Annotated in this window: 15 protein-coding genes; 7 read left to right on the forward strand and 8 right to left on the reverse strand. The window is 38.8% G+C overall.

Annotated features, from left to right (window positions below; translation table 11 throughout):
- Nucleotides 1-171: 171 nt before the first annotated feature.
- The 5 genes from V5M36_RS10000 to V5M36_RS10020 all read left to right on the forward strand — a co-directional run bounded on the left by V5M36_RS10000 (nt 172) and on the right by V5M36_RS10020 (nt 6,026).
- Nucleotides 172-1,482, forward strand: coding sequence for a D-alanyl-D-alanine carboxypeptidase family protein (locus V5M36_RS10000; protein ID WP_338558514.1), 1,311 nt, complete (start codon nt 172-174; stop codon nt 1,480-1,482).
- 115 nt (nt 1,483-1,597) lie between these two features.
- Nucleotides 1,598-2,884, forward strand: coding sequence for an NAD(P)/FAD-dependent oxidoreductase (locus V5M36_RS10005; protein ID WP_338558516.1), 1,287 nt, complete (start codon nt 1,598-1,600; stop codon nt 2,882-2,884).
- Nucleotides 2,885-3,019: 135 nt separating this feature from the next.
- The gene (locus V5M36_RS10010) at nt 3,020-3,502 is read left to right on the forward strand and encodes an FKBP-type peptidyl-prolyl cis-trans isomerase (RefSeq protein WP_338558518.1); all 483 of its coding nucleotides are present in this window, start codon (nt 3,020-3,022) and stop codon (nt 3,500-3,502) included.
- Between the two features lie 166 nt (nt 3,503-3,668).
- Complete coding sequence (gene phrB, locus V5M36_RS10015; protein ID WP_338558520.1) at nt 3,669-5,099, forward strand: deoxyribodipyrimidine photo-lyase; 1,431 nt, start codon at nt 3,669-3,671, stop codon at nt 5,097-5,099.
- A 129-nt stretch (nt 5,100-5,228) separates the two neighbouring features.
- A complete protein-coding gene (locus V5M36_RS10020) occupies nt 5,229-6,026 on the forward strand; it encodes a DUF4198 domain-containing protein (protein ID WP_338558522.1) in 798 nt (265 codons plus the stop codon).
- A 216-nt stretch (nt 6,027-6,242) separates the two neighbouring features.
- Here the strand turns inward: V5M36_RS10020 and V5M36_RS10025 are convergent, their stop codons facing one another.
- Together V5M36_RS10025 and yaaA are read right to left on the reverse strand one after the other, a co-directional pair.
- The gene (locus V5M36_RS10025) at nt 6,243-7,583 is read right to left on the reverse strand and encodes an HD domain-containing protein (protein ID WP_338558524.1); all 1,341 of its coding nucleotides are present in this window, start codon (nt 7,581-7,583) and stop codon (nt 6,243-6,245) included.
- Between the two features lie 27 nt (nt 7,584-7,610).
- Entirely contained in the window at nt 7,611-8,390 is a 780-nt protein-coding gene (gene yaaA / locus V5M36_RS10030; protein ID WP_338558526.1) for a peroxide stress protein YaaA, read from the reverse strand.
- Nucleotides 8,391-8,514: 124 nt separating this feature from the next.
- Here yaaA and V5M36_RS10035 point away from each other — a divergent pair, with 124 nt between their 5' ends.
- The gene (locus V5M36_RS10035) at nt 8,515-9,144 is read left to right on the forward strand and encodes an alpha/beta hydrolase (RefSeq protein ID WP_338558528.1); all 630 of its coding nucleotides are present in this window, start codon (nt 8,515-8,517) and stop codon (nt 9,142-9,144) included.
- 103 nt (nt 9,145-9,247) lie between these two features.
- On the opposite strand, the gene V5M36_RS10040 is transcribed toward V5M36_RS10035, so the two are convergent.
- The 6 genes from V5M36_RS10040 to V5M36_RS10065 all read right to left on the reverse strand — a co-directional run bounded on the left by V5M36_RS10040 (nt 9,248) and on the right by V5M36_RS10065 (nt 15,434).
- Nucleotides 9,248-9,883, reverse strand: a complete 636-nt coding sequence (locus tag V5M36_RS10040; RefSeq protein ID WP_338558530.1) for an FMN-binding negative transcriptional regulator — start codon at nt 9,881-9,883, stop codon at nt 9,248-9,250.
- A gap of 46 nt (nt 9,884-9,929) precedes the next feature.
- Nucleotides 9,930-10,301 (reverse strand): hypothetical protein, encoded by a 372-nt coding sequence (locus V5M36_RS10045; protein ID WP_338558533.1) that lies wholly within the window; start codon nt 10,299-10,301, stop codon nt 9,930-9,932.
- A gap of 109 nt (nt 10,302-10,410) precedes the next feature.
- On the reverse strand, nt 10,411-12,657 hold the full coding sequence (locus tag V5M36_RS10050) for a bifunctional prephenate dehydrogenase/3-phosphoshikimate 1-carboxyvinyltransferase (RefSeq protein WP_338558537.1): 2,247 nt from the start codon (nt 12,655-12,657) through the stop codon (nt 10,411-10,413).
- Between the two features lie 21 nt (nt 12,658-12,678).
- Complete coding sequence (gene pheA / locus V5M36_RS10055) at nt 12,679-13,788, reverse strand: prephenate dehydratase (RefSeq protein ID WP_338558540.1); 1,110 nt, start codon at nt 13,786-13,788, stop codon at nt 12,679-12,681.
- A 246-nt stretch (nt 13,789-14,034) separates the two neighbouring features.
- Complete coding sequence (locus V5M36_RS10060) at nt 14,035-14,265, reverse strand: hypothetical protein (RefSeq protein ID WP_338558543.1); 231 nt, start codon at nt 14,263-14,265, stop codon at nt 14,035-14,037.
- Nucleotides 14,266-14,291: 26 nt separating this feature from the next.
- Nucleotides 14,292-15,434, reverse strand: coding sequence for an acyl-CoA dehydrogenase family protein (locus V5M36_RS10065; RefSeq protein WP_338558545.1), 1,143 nt, complete (start codon nt 15,432-15,434; stop codon nt 14,292-14,294).
- A 315-nt stretch (nt 15,435-15,749) separates the two neighbouring features.
- Between V5M36_RS10065 and V5M36_RS10070 the strand changes: the two genes are divergently transcribed.
- Nucleotides 15,750-16,745: a glycosyl transferase family protein gene (locus V5M36_RS10070; RefSeq protein WP_338558547.1), complete on the forward strand. Its 996-nt coding sequence runs from the start codon at nt 15,750-15,752 to the stop codon at nt 16,743-16,745.
- Nucleotides 16,746-16,865: the final 120 nt, after the last annotated feature.

Raw genomic sequence — 16,865 nt, forward strand, 5'->3', positions numbered from 1 at the left:
TTTAAAATACTAAAGAGCTAATTTGTAATTAGATTAGCATTTTTTTAACAAGAGAGGAGTGAATCGTCTTAATTGTCTACAAAACTGACTAGCGAGGAGAAAAAAAAAAGCTTAGCATTCGCAGTGCTTAAAATATCTCTGCCATTGGATTGGCTCGTAAAGGTAAACCCGTTGAAAATCACTACTGCTCTTATTGTATACCTTGTTTTATTTTGTTCAACGTGGGTGAATGCCGCATTACTGGATATCGACCCACTCAGTATTGAATCCGAAGCTTGGAGTGTTTTAGACCCACAAACAGGTCAAGTCATTGCTGAACATAATAGTCATGTTAAACGTTCTCCAGCTTCACTGACCAAAATGATGGTCGCTTATATTGCCCTCAAAGAAATTAAGGCAGGTAAACTGGATAAAAATGAAATTTTAACGGCGACGCCTGTCGTCAATATGGTGCAATGGGATGAGTCTCAAATGTACTTAAAAACGACCGAGCGCATCAGCATTGATCAACTCCTTGCTGGCTTAGTCGTAATGTCTGCCAATGATGCAGCCGTTAGTTTAGCTGAACGAATTTCAGGTTCTGTTCCTCAGTTTGTACAGCGCATGAATCAAGAAGCACGAGCTTTAGGCATGTCTGATACCCATTTCTCCAATCCAGCGGGTATCACGATGGATGATCATTTTTCGACTGCATATGATTTGGCATTGCTTGGACAAGCAGTCACTACCGAAACACCAGATTATTTGTATTATTCAAAACAGCAGAGTTTTACTTATAATTTACATTATCATCGTGCAACCAATATTCTACTCAAACAAGATCCTTCTGTAGATGGTTTGAAAACTGGCTTCACCAAAGCTGCTGGTTACAATATCGCAGTCACTGCGAATCGTCCTTCCCTGATGTTAGATATGCCGAATCGACGTCTAGTTGTCGTTGTACTCGGTGCAAAAAGCGGTCTCAAACGTGCAGAAATCGCACATAAGCTGATGAATCTTGCTTATAGCTATACGCGCAATGAAATTGCCATTAAAGATAAACAATTAATCGCTGAATTACCTGTTATTCAATCAAAATTGAAACTGTTTAGAGTTGAAGCGAAACAGCCGAAAATCATGACGACATCTTTATATGATTCGAAGGCAGTCATCAATATGAATAATTTTGACAATCAAACTCATCGTTTAGTTGAAACAGATGAATTAGGCACATTACGCGTAGTTGAGCCTTTGCAAAAAACGCAAACCCATTTCAACGTTGAGTTAAGCACTCAGGCATTAACGGCTCCTTTGGCGCAAATGATGCAATTGGCAAAAGTTCAGGTTTATCAAAACAATCAATTGATTCAAACCTTCTTCATTGAAGATGAAGTGAAGATCGAACAGGCCAATGTTTTCCAGCGCTTCATTGCTTGGTTACAGCAGATCTTTTCTTTTGGATCTGACGCTACAAAGCAAGCCAAAACCTACCCTTTGGGTTAAGCAAATTTTTATTGTAAATCTGTAACTTGTACAACAAAAATGATCAAAAAAATTCAAAGAGATGGCATATTACTGCCATCTCTTCTGATCTCAGAATAACAAAAGGTTAAAAAATATGACGAATCTTCATCATATCGTTATTGTTGGTGGTGGCGCAGGTGGTTTAGAACTTGCGACTCAATTAGGTGACACATTAGGTAAATCAAAAAAAGCCAAAATCACTTTAATTGATCAAAAACTAACACACATTTGGAAACCACTGTTACATGAAATTGCAGCTGGAACCATGAATCCAAATGATGAAGAAACCAACTATTTTGCCCATGCAGCTAAGCATCATTATGAGTTTATTGCGGGGCGTTTAGAACAGGTTAAAAATCAAACCAAGAGTATTCATTTAAAAAAGACCATTGGCTCAAAATTGGCAGCTTCGCCTGAACAGTTTGAGCTAAGCTACGACACGCTCATTTTAGCAGTCGGTTCTGTATCAAATGACTTCAATACTGCTGGAGTTAATGAATACTGTCATTTCCTAGACAATCCACATCAAGCCACCGTATTTCAGCAAGATTTACTGAACTTATATTTAGACGCACAAAATCGTGATACTGATCGAGAGCTACACATTGGTATTATTGGCGCAGGTGCTACTGGCGTTGAATTGGCAGCAGAGTTGGTGCAAGCGAAAAAGAATTTCTACAAATATGGATTAAATAAAATTAATCCTGAAAAAGTTAAGATTACCCTGGTTGAAGGTGCAGATCGTATTTTACCAGCCCTGTCTGAAATGATGTCTTCGCACAGTAAAAAACAACTTTTGAAGATGAATGTTGATATCGCTACGTCTAAGCGTGTTGAAAAAGTCGATGCAGAAAATATTTACTTTAATGATGGTACGCATATTCCAGCTGAACTTAAAGTATGGGCGGCAGGTATCAAAACGCCGAAAGTGATTCAAGATTTAGAAGGTTTTGAAAAAGACCGTATGGGTCGCTTAGATGTTTATGCCACATTACAAACTAAATCTGATCCTAATATCTTCGCATTTGGAGATTGTGCACATTGTATCTTAGATGCGCGTGAAGCAGCTTTAGGACCGCGTGCGCAAGTGGCTAGCCAACAAGCAGCATTCTTAGTAGATGCTATGAAAGCTCGAATTGCTGGTAAATCACAGCCTATGTTCAATTTCTCAGATAAAGGCTCTTTGGTTTCACTTAGTGAGAATAAAGCAGTGGGTGAGTTATTCGGTCAAGTCAACGTCCAAGGTTTTGTTGCAAAGTCGATGTATGTCTCTCTGTATCGATTACACCAAGCGACCATTTACGGTTACACGCATGCTGGATTATTAACTGCTAAAGATTTTGTCACACGAAAAATTGCACCCAAAATCAAATTGCATTAAAATTCCAAAACCCACCCCAATGTATAAAAAAACAGCCATAAAGTGGTTCAAATGCATTTTTTTGGTAATTTTAGTCTACAAAAATGATATTTCACTTTATGATGTACCCTTAAAATATTTGAATGGATCATTAACATGACAGTTATTGCAAATAACCTTGTGGTTTTATTTAACTACACGTTGACTAACGCAGAGGGTGAAACTCTCGACCAATCTCAAGGTGAACCACTTGCATATTTGCACGGTGCTGGAAACATCATCCCAGGTTTGGAAAAAGCTTTAGAAGGTAAAACTGTTGGCGAAAAATTGACAGTAAATGTACCTGCTGCTGAAGGTTATGGCGAATATAACCCTGATCTAGTTCAAGAAGTTCCAGCGCAAATGTTCCAAGGCGTTGAAAACATCGAAGCTGGCATGCAATTCCAAGCACAAACTGATGATGGCGTTCAAATCGTAACTGTTAAATCAGTTGACGGCGAAAATATCATTGTTGATGCTAACTTCCCATTGGCGGGTCAAGATCTTACTTTTGATGTTGAAATCGTCGAAATCCGTGAAGCTTCTCAAGAAGAGTTAGATCACGGCCATGTTCATGGTGCAGGTGGTCATCACCACTAAGATCGATTCGATCTAAAGAAAAGGCAAAGTATTTTACTTTGCCTTTTTTTGTGCTCGTCGATTATTAAATCATGGTAAATTTTGAATTGATCATTACATGAATCCTACCTAAAAACTCATTTGATTTTATATAATTAAGCAATATTTTCACTTCTTTATATTCATTATGCAGCTGATTTGGTTTAGACAAGATTTACGTATTCATGACCATACTGCGCTTTGGCATGCCACCCAAGCAGGTCCATGTATTGCTTTGGTCATTTTGAGCCCAAAACAGTGGCAATTACATCATGATGCAGCGATTAAAATCGATTTTTATCTTCGTCAACTCAAGCAACTACAAAGCGATCTAAATGCCCTCAACATTCCTTTAATTATACATACGCTTGATCTTTGGAAGGACATTCCCACCTATATTCAAGATCTGTGTTCCAAACTCAAAATCGTAAATGTGCATAGTAATATTGAAGTCGGGGTCAACGAACTCAATCGTGATGTGAAAGTACAAAATATCTTAGAAGCACAGTCAACACGCTTTGAACTGTACCACGACCGAACTTTATTTCCTGTCGGCAGTATTCGTAATAAATCTGATCTGCCCTATCAAGTTTTTGGTGCATTTAAAAAGAATCTGTATGAAAAACTTAGTATCGCCTTAGCACCTTGTTATCCAGCTCCAAGTACTCAATCTGAAATTAAGGTTAAGGATTTAAATAGTGATTTATTGGATGCAGAAATACTACCGACCATTCATGACTTTTATCCTGATTTTATAGAGCGTGAACAACTTTGGCCTGTTGGAGAAGACAGTGCTTGGAATATTTTAGATCAGTTTTTAGATGATCATGTTCGTTACTATAAAACACAACGGGACTTTCCAGATGTGAATGGCACCAGCCAGCTTTCTACTTATTTGAATATTGGAATCCTCTCCATTCGACAGTGTGTTCAAGCATTGTTCCGTGAACACCATGGGCATTTTTTTATCGATCACGAAGGACAACAAACTTGGTTAGATGAATTGATATGGCGTGAATTCTATCAACATATCTTATTCGACTTCCCTCGTGTTTCTAAACATCTACCGTTTAAATCCAATACACAAAACATTGTCTGGCGAAATGCGCCTGAAGACCTTCAAGCTTGGCAGCAAGGTCAAACAGGTATTCCCATTGTAGACGCGGGTATACGACAAATGCTGGCCACAGGTTGGATGCATAACCGAGTTCGTATGATCGTCGCGATGTTTTTAAGCAAGAACTTACTTATTGATTGGCGTAAGGGCGAACAATGGTTTATGCAACATTTAATTGATGGTGATTTAGCTGCCAATAATGGGGGGTGGCAATGGTGTGCTTCAACAGGAACTGATTCTGTTCCCTATTTCCGAATTTTTAATCCCGTCAGTCAGTCACAAAAATTTGACGCCGAAGGTGATTATATTCGCCGCTGGGTCCCTGAATTGGCACATTTAGACGCAAAGACCATTCATGACCCTTATGCCAAAAACTCGCAGATGAAGCTCGATTATCCAAGACCTATTGTGGATTTAAAGCAAAGTCGAGTTCGGGCAATTGAGGCATTTAAATCTGTATAGAAACATGCTGTTTTCAATGTTTAAATTCTGAGCCAATAAGATAATTGCATAATCGATTTCTTTGTTTATACTGATAATGAATCTTATTTACATTAACAACTCACATTCATTAAAAGTGATCTAGAATCGATGAAAAAAATTATCTTATTGGCGAGCCTATTCTCTACGTTGAGCTATGCACACGATCCATTTGTTGCACCACTCAGCTATGTCACCTCAAATACTCAAATTCCAGTCTTGTCGGGTTATGCAGAACATGCTTTTGACAGCGAATATGCACTTAAAGATGCCAGCTTTACTGTTGTTGATCCCTCGCAGAAAAGCTCAACCATTAAAGCTGACAACGCCTTAAAATCAGTCACTGTATTTGATCTCTTGCTACCGACGGATGGTACCTACAAAATTTCATCAAAAGTAAACTATCCAATTAAATATGCATTGCATAACAAATTATGGAAACCGTTTTACGAAGTCAGCGCTCAGGATGCTGGTGAGCTAGCAAAACGTGACTACGTAATTGCAGATGATTTCCCTAAGAACCAGCCTCCAAGTTTTCAAGAAATCCAACGTGAGTGGACACTTGAAAGTTATGTCACAAAGAATAAAGTATCGACATTAAATGCAAAAAATGATGCACCAATTCAAGTCAGTTTTTCTGTGCATCCCAATCAAATCAAAGTTAATCAAGCTGTTCAGTTAAATGTTTCAAAATCAGGAAAACCGCTTAAAAATGCACAAGTAAAATTTTTAGCTGAAGGTCAAACAGAAGATCAAGCCGTTGAATTAAAAAATAATGCACAAGGAACTTCCGAGCTTAAACTTCCAAAAACAGGCCAATACCGTATTGAAGTCACTGAAAAAGTGGATATGAAACAAAAGCCACAGAATCAGTATTACATCATTGTGGCTATAGATGTTCAGCATTAAGGCTTGTGTCTAAAGATAGATCCATAATTTAAATAGTATACGCAAATGCAAATACGGATTGATAAGTTAATCGAGATTAGCTTATCAAATTTAATTTTTTCGCCTCTTCAAAACTCATCAGGGCTTAAGTTGTGTAATGGCTATCTCTAAATTATTTTTTGCCGTTGTTTCAAGATTAATTAATAAATATGAGGACATACCTTAATATCTTAAGTATTAATTAATCATATTTTTTTGAGCCAAGAGTTTTCGTAAATGATGATCTTCACGTTTAATAAAATCTTGCTCATAGAGTGCAAATGTTTGAAATAACTTTTGTATCATTTCTTCGACCATCATTTTATTAAGACGCTGAGTCATGATTAACAAATAACAAACTTCTGCGACTTTATTCAAACTAAATGAATATTCGCTTTTCGCAGCTCGAATCAATTCTCTGGTATCTGAGCTGACGCTTTCCAAATCAAAAGCTTGCGGAAAAATGTATTCAGATAAGCGTATTGATACATCCTCTAACATATCCAACGACAAATATTCGGTCATATACATGCAATAGATTAGTAAAGGGGCTCTTAACTGCTCACAATCATTTTCTAGCTGAAATAAGTAATGCTGAATTTGTGGTGCTTGAAGAAGCCAATTTTTATCATTTCTTATTTTAATTTTTTTGGGTTTCTTTTTAAGAAAGTAATAATAAATTAACGCTCCAAATGGCAATAGCAAGAAAAATGCACCCAGCCCTACCAATATACTTAGACCAACTACAGTACCGATAAGAACACTGATCAAGAAAAAAATGAGCAATTCACCAAAAAGATATTTAAAAGTATCCCAAAAATATCGTTTTTGTTTGCGAAATTTTTGATCATTTTTCAATCTTAAAGCATTAAACTTATATAAAGTTTGAATTGCCCAAATCTCATTTAATTCAACAAAGCTTTGTAAATTGGCTTTTGCTCTTTGTTCAAATTTTTCTTGAATATAAAAAGTTTGATAAATCGGCTGCATTTGATAAAAATCACTCAAAACCTCTGATCTTTTATTTAAATACGTTGCTGCATTTACCCATGCATATTCCAATTTGATTTGTTTTTCATATTCAGCAAATCGATCAGATTGGCTTCCTAAAATTGCCAGATCAATGTCTAATAACGTATTAAGATCTGTGTCGTCAGATGGCAGATGCTTTTGTGTCGCAATAATCCAGTGATAAACCTTTTCCAATTGAGCTTCAGATAAAAAATCCTGACAATATTGCTTCATCAACTCCGCACTTAGCAACTCGTTGTCTTTCGCTTTAGGGTCATAAACAACATCATGAAACCAAATCGCAATTTCTACAGCTAAAGAATCATTCAAGAGATGCTTAATCTGATGATAGAGCTGCAAACACTCCACGATGTGTTGCTGCTGATGATAATAACGCTGTGATTCGGAATAAGCATCGTTCAACAAGGTATAAATGGCATCATGATGTGCTTTAGACCATAACGATTGTAATGCCGAGCGTTCCCAATACTGACAAAAGTCTTGCTGATACTGCTCACTCAACAGCATTGGGCACACTCCTCTGCTCAAACGCGCTTATGCAACCTGCTCATCACGTTTAAAGACTAACTCACCTTTTAATGAGCTGTCAGCATCAAAATAATAACCATCGCTATCAAATGACTTTAACGCTTCAGCTTCCGAGATTTGATTCTCGATAATATAGCGCGCCATCAATCCACGCGCTTTTTTAGCATAGAAGCTGATCACTTTATATTGACCATTTTTCTGATCAAGAAAAACAGGCTTAATAATCTCGGCCTTAATTTTGCTTTCTTTAACCGACTTATAATATTCATCAGAAGCAAGATTGACCAAGAGTTCTGATTCTACATTTTCGAGATCTGTATTGATGAGATCCGTGATGATCTCTCCCCAAAATGCATATAAGTTCTGACCGCGAGCGTTAGCAAGCTTGATGCCCATTTCTAAACGATAAGGCATCATTAAGTCTAACGGTCTTAAAAGGCCATATAACCCAGAGAGCATACGCAAGTGTTGTTGTGAAAACTCAAGATTTTGATCGCTTAAATGATAAGCATCTAAACCAGTATACACATCACCTTTAAAGGCAAAGATAGCCTGACGCGCATTACTAAAATCAAATTCCTGTTGCCAATCACGAAAGCGTTCAGCATTCAAAACAGCAATTTTTTCACTGACTTTCATCAATTTGGCTATTTCTGAAGCTGATAAGCTACGACTTATGTCTATAAGCTGTTGAGAGTGGTCTAAAAGTCTTGGTAAAGTGTGTAAATCGGTTGGAAGTGCCGACTCATAATCTAAAGTCTTAGCAGGGGAAATTAAGGCAAGCATAGAAAACTGATCAAAAAATAATTAATCAAACTATAACAGTAGACTTATTTTATTTCCAATTGTGTTTTTTTTGTATGATTGACTGTAAAATATTCAACTCCCCTGCTAGTTAATCGGTATATTTATGTCTGAACACATGTTCATTCAAGGTCCTGTTGGCAAAATTGAGGTTTATGTTGATTATCCTCAGGGCGATGTAAAAGGATTTGCGGTCGTTTGTCACCCTCATCCACTTCAAGGTGGAACTCCCCAACACAAAGTCCCAACACTTTTAGCGCAAATGTTCCTTGAACGTGGATATATAGTCTACCGTCCGAGTTTCCGAGGTTCTGGTCAGAGTGAAGGTGTTCATGATGAAGGCTTTGGTGAAACTGAAGATATTCTAACTGTCATTAAACATGTTCGTTTACAGCATCTTAGCTTGCCGTTTTATGTTGGTGGCTTTAGTTTCGGCGCACATGTGATGGCAAAAGCTTATCATGCTCTACCTGATGAAATTCAACCTGAACAAGTCATTTTGTGCGGTTTACCGACTGCTACAGTCGCAGGCTTACGTCATTATGTTACGCCAGCGATTAAGGGTGATATCTTATTCATTCACGGGGAAGCAGATGAAATAACGCTTCTTTCAGATTTGATTACTTGGGCTAAACCACAACGTCATATTTTGACGGTACTCCCTGGTGCCAATCATTTCTTTACCGGTTATTTAAAGCAACTTAGAATTGCAATTGCTCGTTTCTTGATCGCATAGTTTTCAGATTCTTAAATTTTTTGATTCTTAAAGTTTTAGATCCTTATAGTTTTGGATTTTAGACCACCTTCAGGTGGTCTTTTTGATTTATCGATCTCTATTGTTAATTTGATTGAGCATCAGTGTTAATTTGACTCTGCATTAAAGCATTCAGCTCTGTTCGCCCTTGACTCAAAAAAGCCTCTGCGACATTCTTTGCATCTTGAGATGATCTATTTTGACTCAATTTAAACTTACCCACCATGTGCTTTATTTCTATTTGAATACCCACAATTTGGCTCATTTCCTCTGCAATAAAATCAGCAGGCGCATCTGTCATTTTCCAAGGTACAGGCTGATTGGATTCATGTTGACGTGTTAATTTAGCCAAAATACCTCTGAGTTTTCTTTGATCTTCAATAATATGCGCAACGCCTTTGACATGGATCACAACATAATTCCACGTAGGCACCGTTTTATGATGCTCTAATTTGCCAGCATACCAATTGGGAGACACATAAGCGTGATCGACATGAAAAACAATCAAAACGTCTCGAGGTTGTTTTAAAAGCGTATACAAAGGATTTTCTTTGGAGATGTGTGCCAGCATCATATGTTCATTGCTGTCATACAAAAAAGGCAAATGATTGGCCTCTATCTCGCCATCAACATTAGTCATCAAAGATCCGAATGCAGTTTTCTCAATATATTGAATGAGTACTTCTGGTCTGTTTTCCTCAAAATGAGAAGGCAAATACATTTCTTATTTTTCCCGATAAAAAGCGCTATTAAAGTTCTAAAACGACCTACTTCCATTCAAAGTCACTAAATGAATCATCTTTTTTTAGAGTATGCTCGACTGCTTGTGAAAGCTGTTTGATAACACTTTGGGTTTCAATACGACTAAACCAATCTTCTTCTTCATCAGCGTATGCGCTAATTTCACACACCAGTAAACCATTCTGATCTTTCACACTACAATTTACGCCAATTGAAACAGGATGATCTTCTACACTTACCGCAATTTTTTGTTGTTCATCTTCTTTCGTATTAAAGCCATAGGCTTGTAATTGATTCGAAAGTAAATGCGTGACGTATGATTGTGTCACATGGCAAGATTCTTTTTCTTTCGCGTGTGAATGCTTTTGACAGTCTGCTAAAAATTGTAGTTTTCTCATGTCTTCATCCATAGGCATTTTATTTATATAGATTTAGAATAAGCAATAAACACAAAACAGCCAAGCAAAAGCTTGGCTGTTTTAGACCAATGATACAAAAAGTGACGAACTACTCAGACACTTGAATGCTCAAGCCTGCTTGATTTGTTAACTCAGTAAATGTTGGGAAACTGGTTGCAACCGTTTCTGTGCCAATAATTTTGATTTCACCAGAAGTTCGTAATCCAGCCATCGAAAAACTCATGGCAATACGATGGTCATGGTGCGATTCGATTTCACCGCCATTAAAGATGGCAGACCAATCACCAGATTTACCTTTACCTTCAATAATGATGCCGTCTTCTGTTGGCGTACAGTCAATACCCATGGTAATTAAGCCATCTGCCATCACCTGAATACGATCAGACTCTTTCACGCGAAGCTCAGCAGCACCTGTTAAAATGGTACGGCCTTCTGCACACGCAGCAGCAATGAATAACGATGGAAATTCATCAATAGCCAGTGGCACTTGATCTTCAGGCATATGAATGCCTTTGAGTGTGCGTGTACCACGGATACGAATATCCGCAATCGGCTCACCGCCAGCGACGCGTTCATTTTCAACGCGGATGTCTGCACCCATTTGCTTTAAAATTTCAATCACACCAGTACGCGTTGGATTAATACCAACGGCTTCTAGCGTAACATCTGATCCTTCGGTAATCGCAGCACCGACCATGAAAAATGCAGCAGATGAAATATCAGAAGGCACGTGAATATCCGTTCCCACTAACTTTCCACCACCTTGCAATGAAATACGATTTCCTGTCGTTTTTACCTCATAACCAAATGCACGCAGCATACGTTCTGAGTGGTCACGCGTAGGTTCAGGCTCTGTAATTGAGGTTTCACCTTCAGCCCACAGTCCTGCCAGTAAAATACCTGATTTAACTTGTGCAGAGGCCATAGGTAAATCGTAATGAATACCTTGAAGATTTTGATTACCTGAAATTGAAATCGGTGGCGTGCCACGCTCGCCTGTGGTTTGAATCTGTGCTCCCATTTCGCGTAATGGCTTAGCAATACGCTCCATAGGACGTTTAGACAACGACGCATCGCCCGTCATCACAGAATCAAACTTTTGCGCAGACAACATACCCGCCAGTAAACGCATAGAGGTCCCAGAGTTCCCCATATACAATTCACCTGATGGCGCTTTTAAGCCCTGCATGCCGACACCATGAATGGTGACTTCACCATTCTTCGGTCCTTCAATATTCACACCCATTTCACGGAATGCTTGAAGTGTTGCCAGTGCATCCTCACCTTCTAAGAAACCAGTGACATGCGTCGTCCCTTCAGCAATCGCTCCAAACATGATCGAGCGATGAGACACTGACTTATCACCTGGTACGCTAAACTTACCTTGGAATGATTTAGCCCCGGGCAAAATAGTAAACTGTTGTGTCATGCTCTTTTTCTCCATCAAGGGTTTCTTAGCAAGCATATGATTGAAGTGTTGTCGTGCCGCTTGCGCATGTCCGAGCAATCCCATCAGTGCTTGAGAATCTTCTTCTTCAATTAATTTACGAATCGTTGACAGTTGGCTTTCAAAACCATCTACTGCATTTAAAATGGCTTTTTTATTGGCAAAAAAGATGTCGTGCCACATTTGTGGATCGCTCGCTGCAATTCTAGAAAAATCTCTAAAACCACCTGCTGCATATCTGAAAATATCAAGATTATCTTCACGACTTGCCAGTTGCTCAACCAAATTAAATGCCATTAAATGCGGTAAATGACTGGTATGGGCTAACACTTCATCATGCTTTTCCACATCCATACAAATGACTTCTGCTTTCGCAGCTTGCCAAAATCGCGTCAATTTTTCGACTGCCCACACTGCCGATGTTGGTAACGGTGTCAAAATCACTTTATGATTGACAAATAAATCCACTTTACCTGCGTGAACGCCCGTGTGCTCTGCGCCAGCAATCGGATGCCCCGGTACAAAGCCAATTGGCAATTGTTCACCAAATACAGCCTTTGCAGCATCTACGACATTGCCTTTTGTACTGCCGACATCCGTCAAAATCACATTCGCCGTTAGATACGGTCGAATAATTTCCAATGTTTTTTGCGTTGCACGAACAGGCAAGGCCAAAATCACCAAGTCTGCATTTTTAACTGCTTCTATCGGATTTGTATAGCCTTCGGAAATTAAGCCAAGCAACTTGGCATCATCTAGCGTTTTTTGCGAACGAGTTGAAGCCACTACATTTTCAGCAAGATGCTGAGCGACAATTACTCGGGCTAGGCTTGAACCAATCAAACCTAGTCCGATAAAAGCAACTTTTTTAAATAAAGGTTGAGTCATAATCTAAATATTCAACTCAACTTAAAGAACAGCGATTGGGTATGAACCCAGTACACGAACTTCTTTAACCAGTGGATGTATTTCAGCGATTGCCGCTTTGACGTTGTCTTGATCAACATGACCTTCAAGATCAATGAAGAATACATAAGCCCATTTTTCAGGTAAAGCTGGACGTGTTTCAATACTGGTTAAGCTGATATTGTGTTTTGCAAAGGGTGCTAAAATTTCAAGTAAAGCCCCTGCACGATCATGCGCTGAAACCAAAAGTGAGGTTTTATCATTACCACTTTGAGGTACTTTTTCACGGCCAATCACCAAGAAACGCGTTGTGTTCTCAGGATTATCTTCAATATTGCTGGATAATATTTCTAGATCATATAAATTTGCCGCAATATCTGAGGCAATGGCTGCCGAATGCCATTCATTACGAATACGGCGCGCAGCTTCTGCATTTGAACTTAATGCAACACGTTCAACCCCAGGATAATGTACATCTAACCAACCACGACATTGAGCCAATGTTTGTTGATGTGCATAAATCTGTTTAATACTGTCTTTACGTGTATTCGCAGAGATAAGAAATTGATGATGAATACGCAATTCGACTTCACCAATCACATTTAAATGCGATGATTTAAAGCAATCTAAAGTGTGATTAACAACACCTTCAGACGAGTTTTCGACTGGCACAAGTCCATAATTTGCACTGCCCGCTTCAACTTCACGGAACACTTCATCGATCGTTGGCATTGGACGAATGACAGCATCTTGCCCAAAATGTTTGAGTACCGCTGAATGGGTATATGTGCCGACTGGTCCTAAAAAAGCAATACTTTGTGGTGCTTCTAGTGCCAAACATGCTGACATGATTTCACGAAATAAACGCGCCATGGTTGTATCTGACAATGGCCCTTCATTGCGCTCCATAACATTACGTAAGACTTGCGCTTCACGTTCAGGACGATAAAACATTGGATTTTCTTCAGAGGCAAACTTGGCTTTTGCAACTGCTTCTGCCAGTCTAGCTCGACGATTGATCAATTGTTGTATTTGTTGATCTACCGAGTCGATATCTTCGCGGATTTGGACTAAGTCTAAAGAATTCGTAGTGTTTTGATCATCGTTGATCATTGTTATGTCGCCTTACAGATCGGTTATTTAAACAGTATAACAATAGTCAGCTTTGAAATGTTAAGCAACCGAACTTTGCTCCAATCAGTTTTAAAAATATACAGTTGATTTATTCATCAATTTGATCAATATCACTAATCACCGTTAAAATACTGGTTCAAATACCGGCGATACAAAAATAGCGCGTTATGAATCATCTTCATAAAGCGCCAAATCTTTGAAAGTTGCTCATTTACGTGCGTATTCTTACAATCTTAAACTGGGCTGAAACACACCTACCACAAACCAAATAGATGAAATAATCCAGAGTAAAAGTGCATAAAGTCGAATTTGCTCCGCATTCCAGTCCCAGGTCATCCATCCAAAAGTCAGTGCAGATTTAAGTCCAACCAACCATTGTGCACCACCCCAAGACAGCAACCATTTATAAAAGAGTGACTGTATCAGGAAAAGTATAATCCACCAGACAAGACTCAATGATTGCTACCTCACGAATTAACGAATTAACGACCTAGAATACCGCGAGCGACAATCTCTTTCATAATTTCATTGGTTCCGCCATAAATACGCTGAATACGCGCATCGACAAAGAAACGAGAAATTGGATATTCAGTCATATAACCATAACCACCAAAAAGCTGTAATAAGTTATCTGCGATTTTCATCTGCATATCCGTACTAAAACATTTGAGTGCAGCTGCAGTTTCAACATCCAATTTGCCTTGCATATACAGCTCGACGTTTCTTTCATAAAACGCCGCAGTTGCAAGCTCATCGATTTTTGCTTGAGCCAAGACAAATCGTGTATTTTGAAAACTACCTATCGCTTGACCAAAAGCTTGACGCTCTTTCACATACTCTGCTGTGATCTCAATTGAACCTCGAATCGCTCCAATCGCAGTGGCTGCAATGGCCGTACGCTCACGCGGTAATTCTTGCATTAAATAAGCAAAGCCTTGGCCCGGCTGACCTAAGAGCTGATCTTTAGGTACTTTCACATGATCAAAGAAAAGTTCTGAGGTATCTTGCGAATGTAGACCTATTTTCTCTAAATTGGTGCCTTTTTTGAAACCGTCTAAATGCGTATCTGCCAATAACAGTGATACGCCTTTAGCACGTGCTTGTGGATCTGTTTTAACCGCTAAAACCACAAGATCAGCATGTTGACCATTGGAAATAAAGGTTTTTGATCCATTGAGAATGTAATGATCGCCCTGCAAAATTGCACTGGTACGCATTGCTTGCAAATCTGAACCCGCACCCGGCTCGGTCATACCGATCGCGCCAACCACTTCGCCCGATACCATTTTAGGTAACCAATATTGTTTTTGAGCTTCAGACGCAATATTGAGAATATAAGGCGCAGCAATTTCCGAATGACACGAGATTCCTGTAGAAATGGCGCTAAAACCTGCACGCGCAGACTCTTCAACCAACATCAGGGAATAATGCGTTGGCACACCATAGCCGCCATACTCTTCTGGTACATCGACACAGAGAAAACCATTCTCACCCAACTGATTCCAAATTGATCTTGGATAAAGTCCTTCACGCTCCCATTGATCATAATAAGGCGCAATATGATCCTTCATAAAACGTCTAAAATTATCACGAAATAGTTCTAAATCAGCATCGTAAGCGAGCATATTCTTCAATCCTTGTTGAGATTCAACACTTCACTATCGCACTCTTTCAAAATTTCACGCTATGAAAGTCGATCTACGATAAAAAGTGTTTTTGTTGTTGTTTCGGTTTATTTAAAATTCTGCTCCTGCATGCTAATCATTTTCGAACCTGCTGTCATGGGCTAAATAAGTCTAGATATCGTTCACTTGAGTCAATTTGTCTACTGATATTGAAAAAATATCGATTCAACAAAACCGCATAAAACTTGAGATATGATTCGCTTCGGTTATGTCCTAGTATAGAAAGCATGATGTATTGAAAGTTAATATTTAAAGATGAGCCAAAAACGTAACCTATATAAAGATCTTGAACATCCCTTTGCACAATACGTTCGAATCGTAGGTAAAGGTAAAAATGGGTCAAGATCACTGAGCTATGATGAAGCATATGAAGCATTTCGTTTGATTTTGAACGATGAAGTTCTCGATGTGCAATTGGGCGCTTTCTTAATGTTACTTCGCGTTAAAGAAGAGTCAGTGGATGAGCTTACAGGTTTTGTTCAAGCCACTCGTGATCAACTGAAATTCAAACCCTTAGATGTCGATTTAGATTGGTCATCTTATGCTGGAAAGCGTAAGCATTATCCTTGGTTTATATTGGCAGCGCTTACGCTGGCTCAAAATGGTTTTAAAATCGTCATGCACGGCGCATCAGGACATACATTAAACCGTATATATACCGAGCAGGTTTTAGAAGACTTAGGCTATTCAATTTGTCAAAATGAAGATGATGTTGCATTACAACTGCAAGCCAAAAATTTTGCCTATATTCCGCTGGATGTTATTTCCCCTATCCTAAGCGATTTGATTGCGCTCAGAAACGTGATGGGTTTACGCTCTCCGATTCACACGCTGGCACGTTTAATCAATCCATTTAATGCTAAAGCGACTTTACAAGCGATTTTCCATCCGGTATATCGCAGTTCACACCAACAAACCGCATTTCAATTGGGCTACTTAAATAGTGCTGTGATTAAAGGTGAAGGCGGCGAATTTGAACGTAATCCCGATGCAAAAACATTAATCTGTGGCGTAAAACAAGGCGAGCTTTATGAGCTTGAATTGCCAAAATTAACAGCGGATCGCAGTCCTATTGAGGAAGATTTGAATTTAGATCTATTTAAAGCCGTTTGGCAAGGCCAACAGAATCATGACTATGGTGAAGTCGCAGTGGTTGAAACGATGACAATTGCATTATTTACCATGAATGCTTGTCAATCTTTTAAAGAAGCACAAATTAAAGCATCGACCATGTGGAAGAATCGCTGTTAAGCCTCATGATTATGTTTAGGTTGATTGCTGAGTTAAATTAATTATTGTTAATCAATCTCTTTCTTAAGTCAAAAATTACGCATTAAGTTGCAATCAATTGATACGTAAAAATCTTCTCCC

Source organism: Acinetobacter sp. KS-LM10 (genome assembly GCF_036896575.1).
GTDB classification, from domain to species: Bacteria; Pseudomonadota; Gammaproteobacteria; order Pseudomonadales; family Moraxellaceae; genus Acinetobacter; species Acinetobacter avistercoris.

Bases quoted from the DNA above. Each gene is read 5' to 3' on its own strand.
- V5M36_RS10005 (WP_338558516.1), top strand. From the start codon at position 1,598: ATGACGAATCTTCATCATATCGTTATTGTTGGTGGTGGCGCAGGTGGT.
- V5M36_RS10010 (WP_338558518.1), top strand. From the start codon at position 3,020: ATGACAGTTATTGCAAATAACCTTGTGGTTTTATTTAACTACACGTTG.
- phrB (WP_338558520.1), top strand. From the start codon at position 3,669: ATGCAGCTGATTTGGTTTAGACAAGATTTACGTATTCATGACCATACT.
- V5M36_RS10020 (WP_338558522.1), top strand. From the start codon at position 5,229: ATGAAAAAAATTATCTTATTGGCGAGCCTATTCTCTACGTTGAGCTAT.
- V5M36_RS10025 (WP_338558524.1), bottom strand. From the start codon at position 7,583: ATGCTGTTGAGTGAGCAGTATCAGCAAGACTTTTGTCAGTATTGGGAA.
- yaaA (WP_338558526.1), bottom strand. From the start codon at position 8,390: ATGCTTGCCTTAATTTCCCCTGCTAAGACTTTAGATTATGAGTCGGCA.
- V5M36_RS10035 (WP_338558528.1), top strand. From the start codon at position 8,515: ATGTCTGAACACATGTTCATTCAAGGTCCTGTTGGCAAAATTGAGGTT.
- V5M36_RS10040 (WP_338558530.1), bottom strand. From the start codon at position 9,883: ATGTATTTGCCTTCTCATTTTGAGGAAAACAGACCAGAAGTACTCATT.
- V5M36_RS10045 (WP_338558533.1), bottom strand. From the start codon at position 10,301: ATGAGAAAACTACAATTTTTAGCAGACTGTCAAAAGCATTCACACGCG.
- V5M36_RS10050 (WP_338558537.1), bottom strand. From the start codon at position 12,657: ATGACTCAACCTTTATTTAAAAAAGTTGCTTTTATCGGACTAGGTTTG.
- pheA (WP_338558540.1), bottom strand. From the start codon at position 13,788: ATGATCAACGATGATCAAAACACTACGAATTCTTTAGACTTAGTCCAA.
- V5M36_RS10065 (WP_338558545.1), bottom strand. From the start codon at position 15,434: ATGCTCGCTTACGATGCTGATTTAGAACTATTTCGTGATAATTTTAGA.
- V5M36_RS10070 (WP_338558547.1), top strand. From the start codon at position 15,750: ATGAGCCAAAAACGTAACCTATATAAAGATCTTGAACATCCCTTTGCA.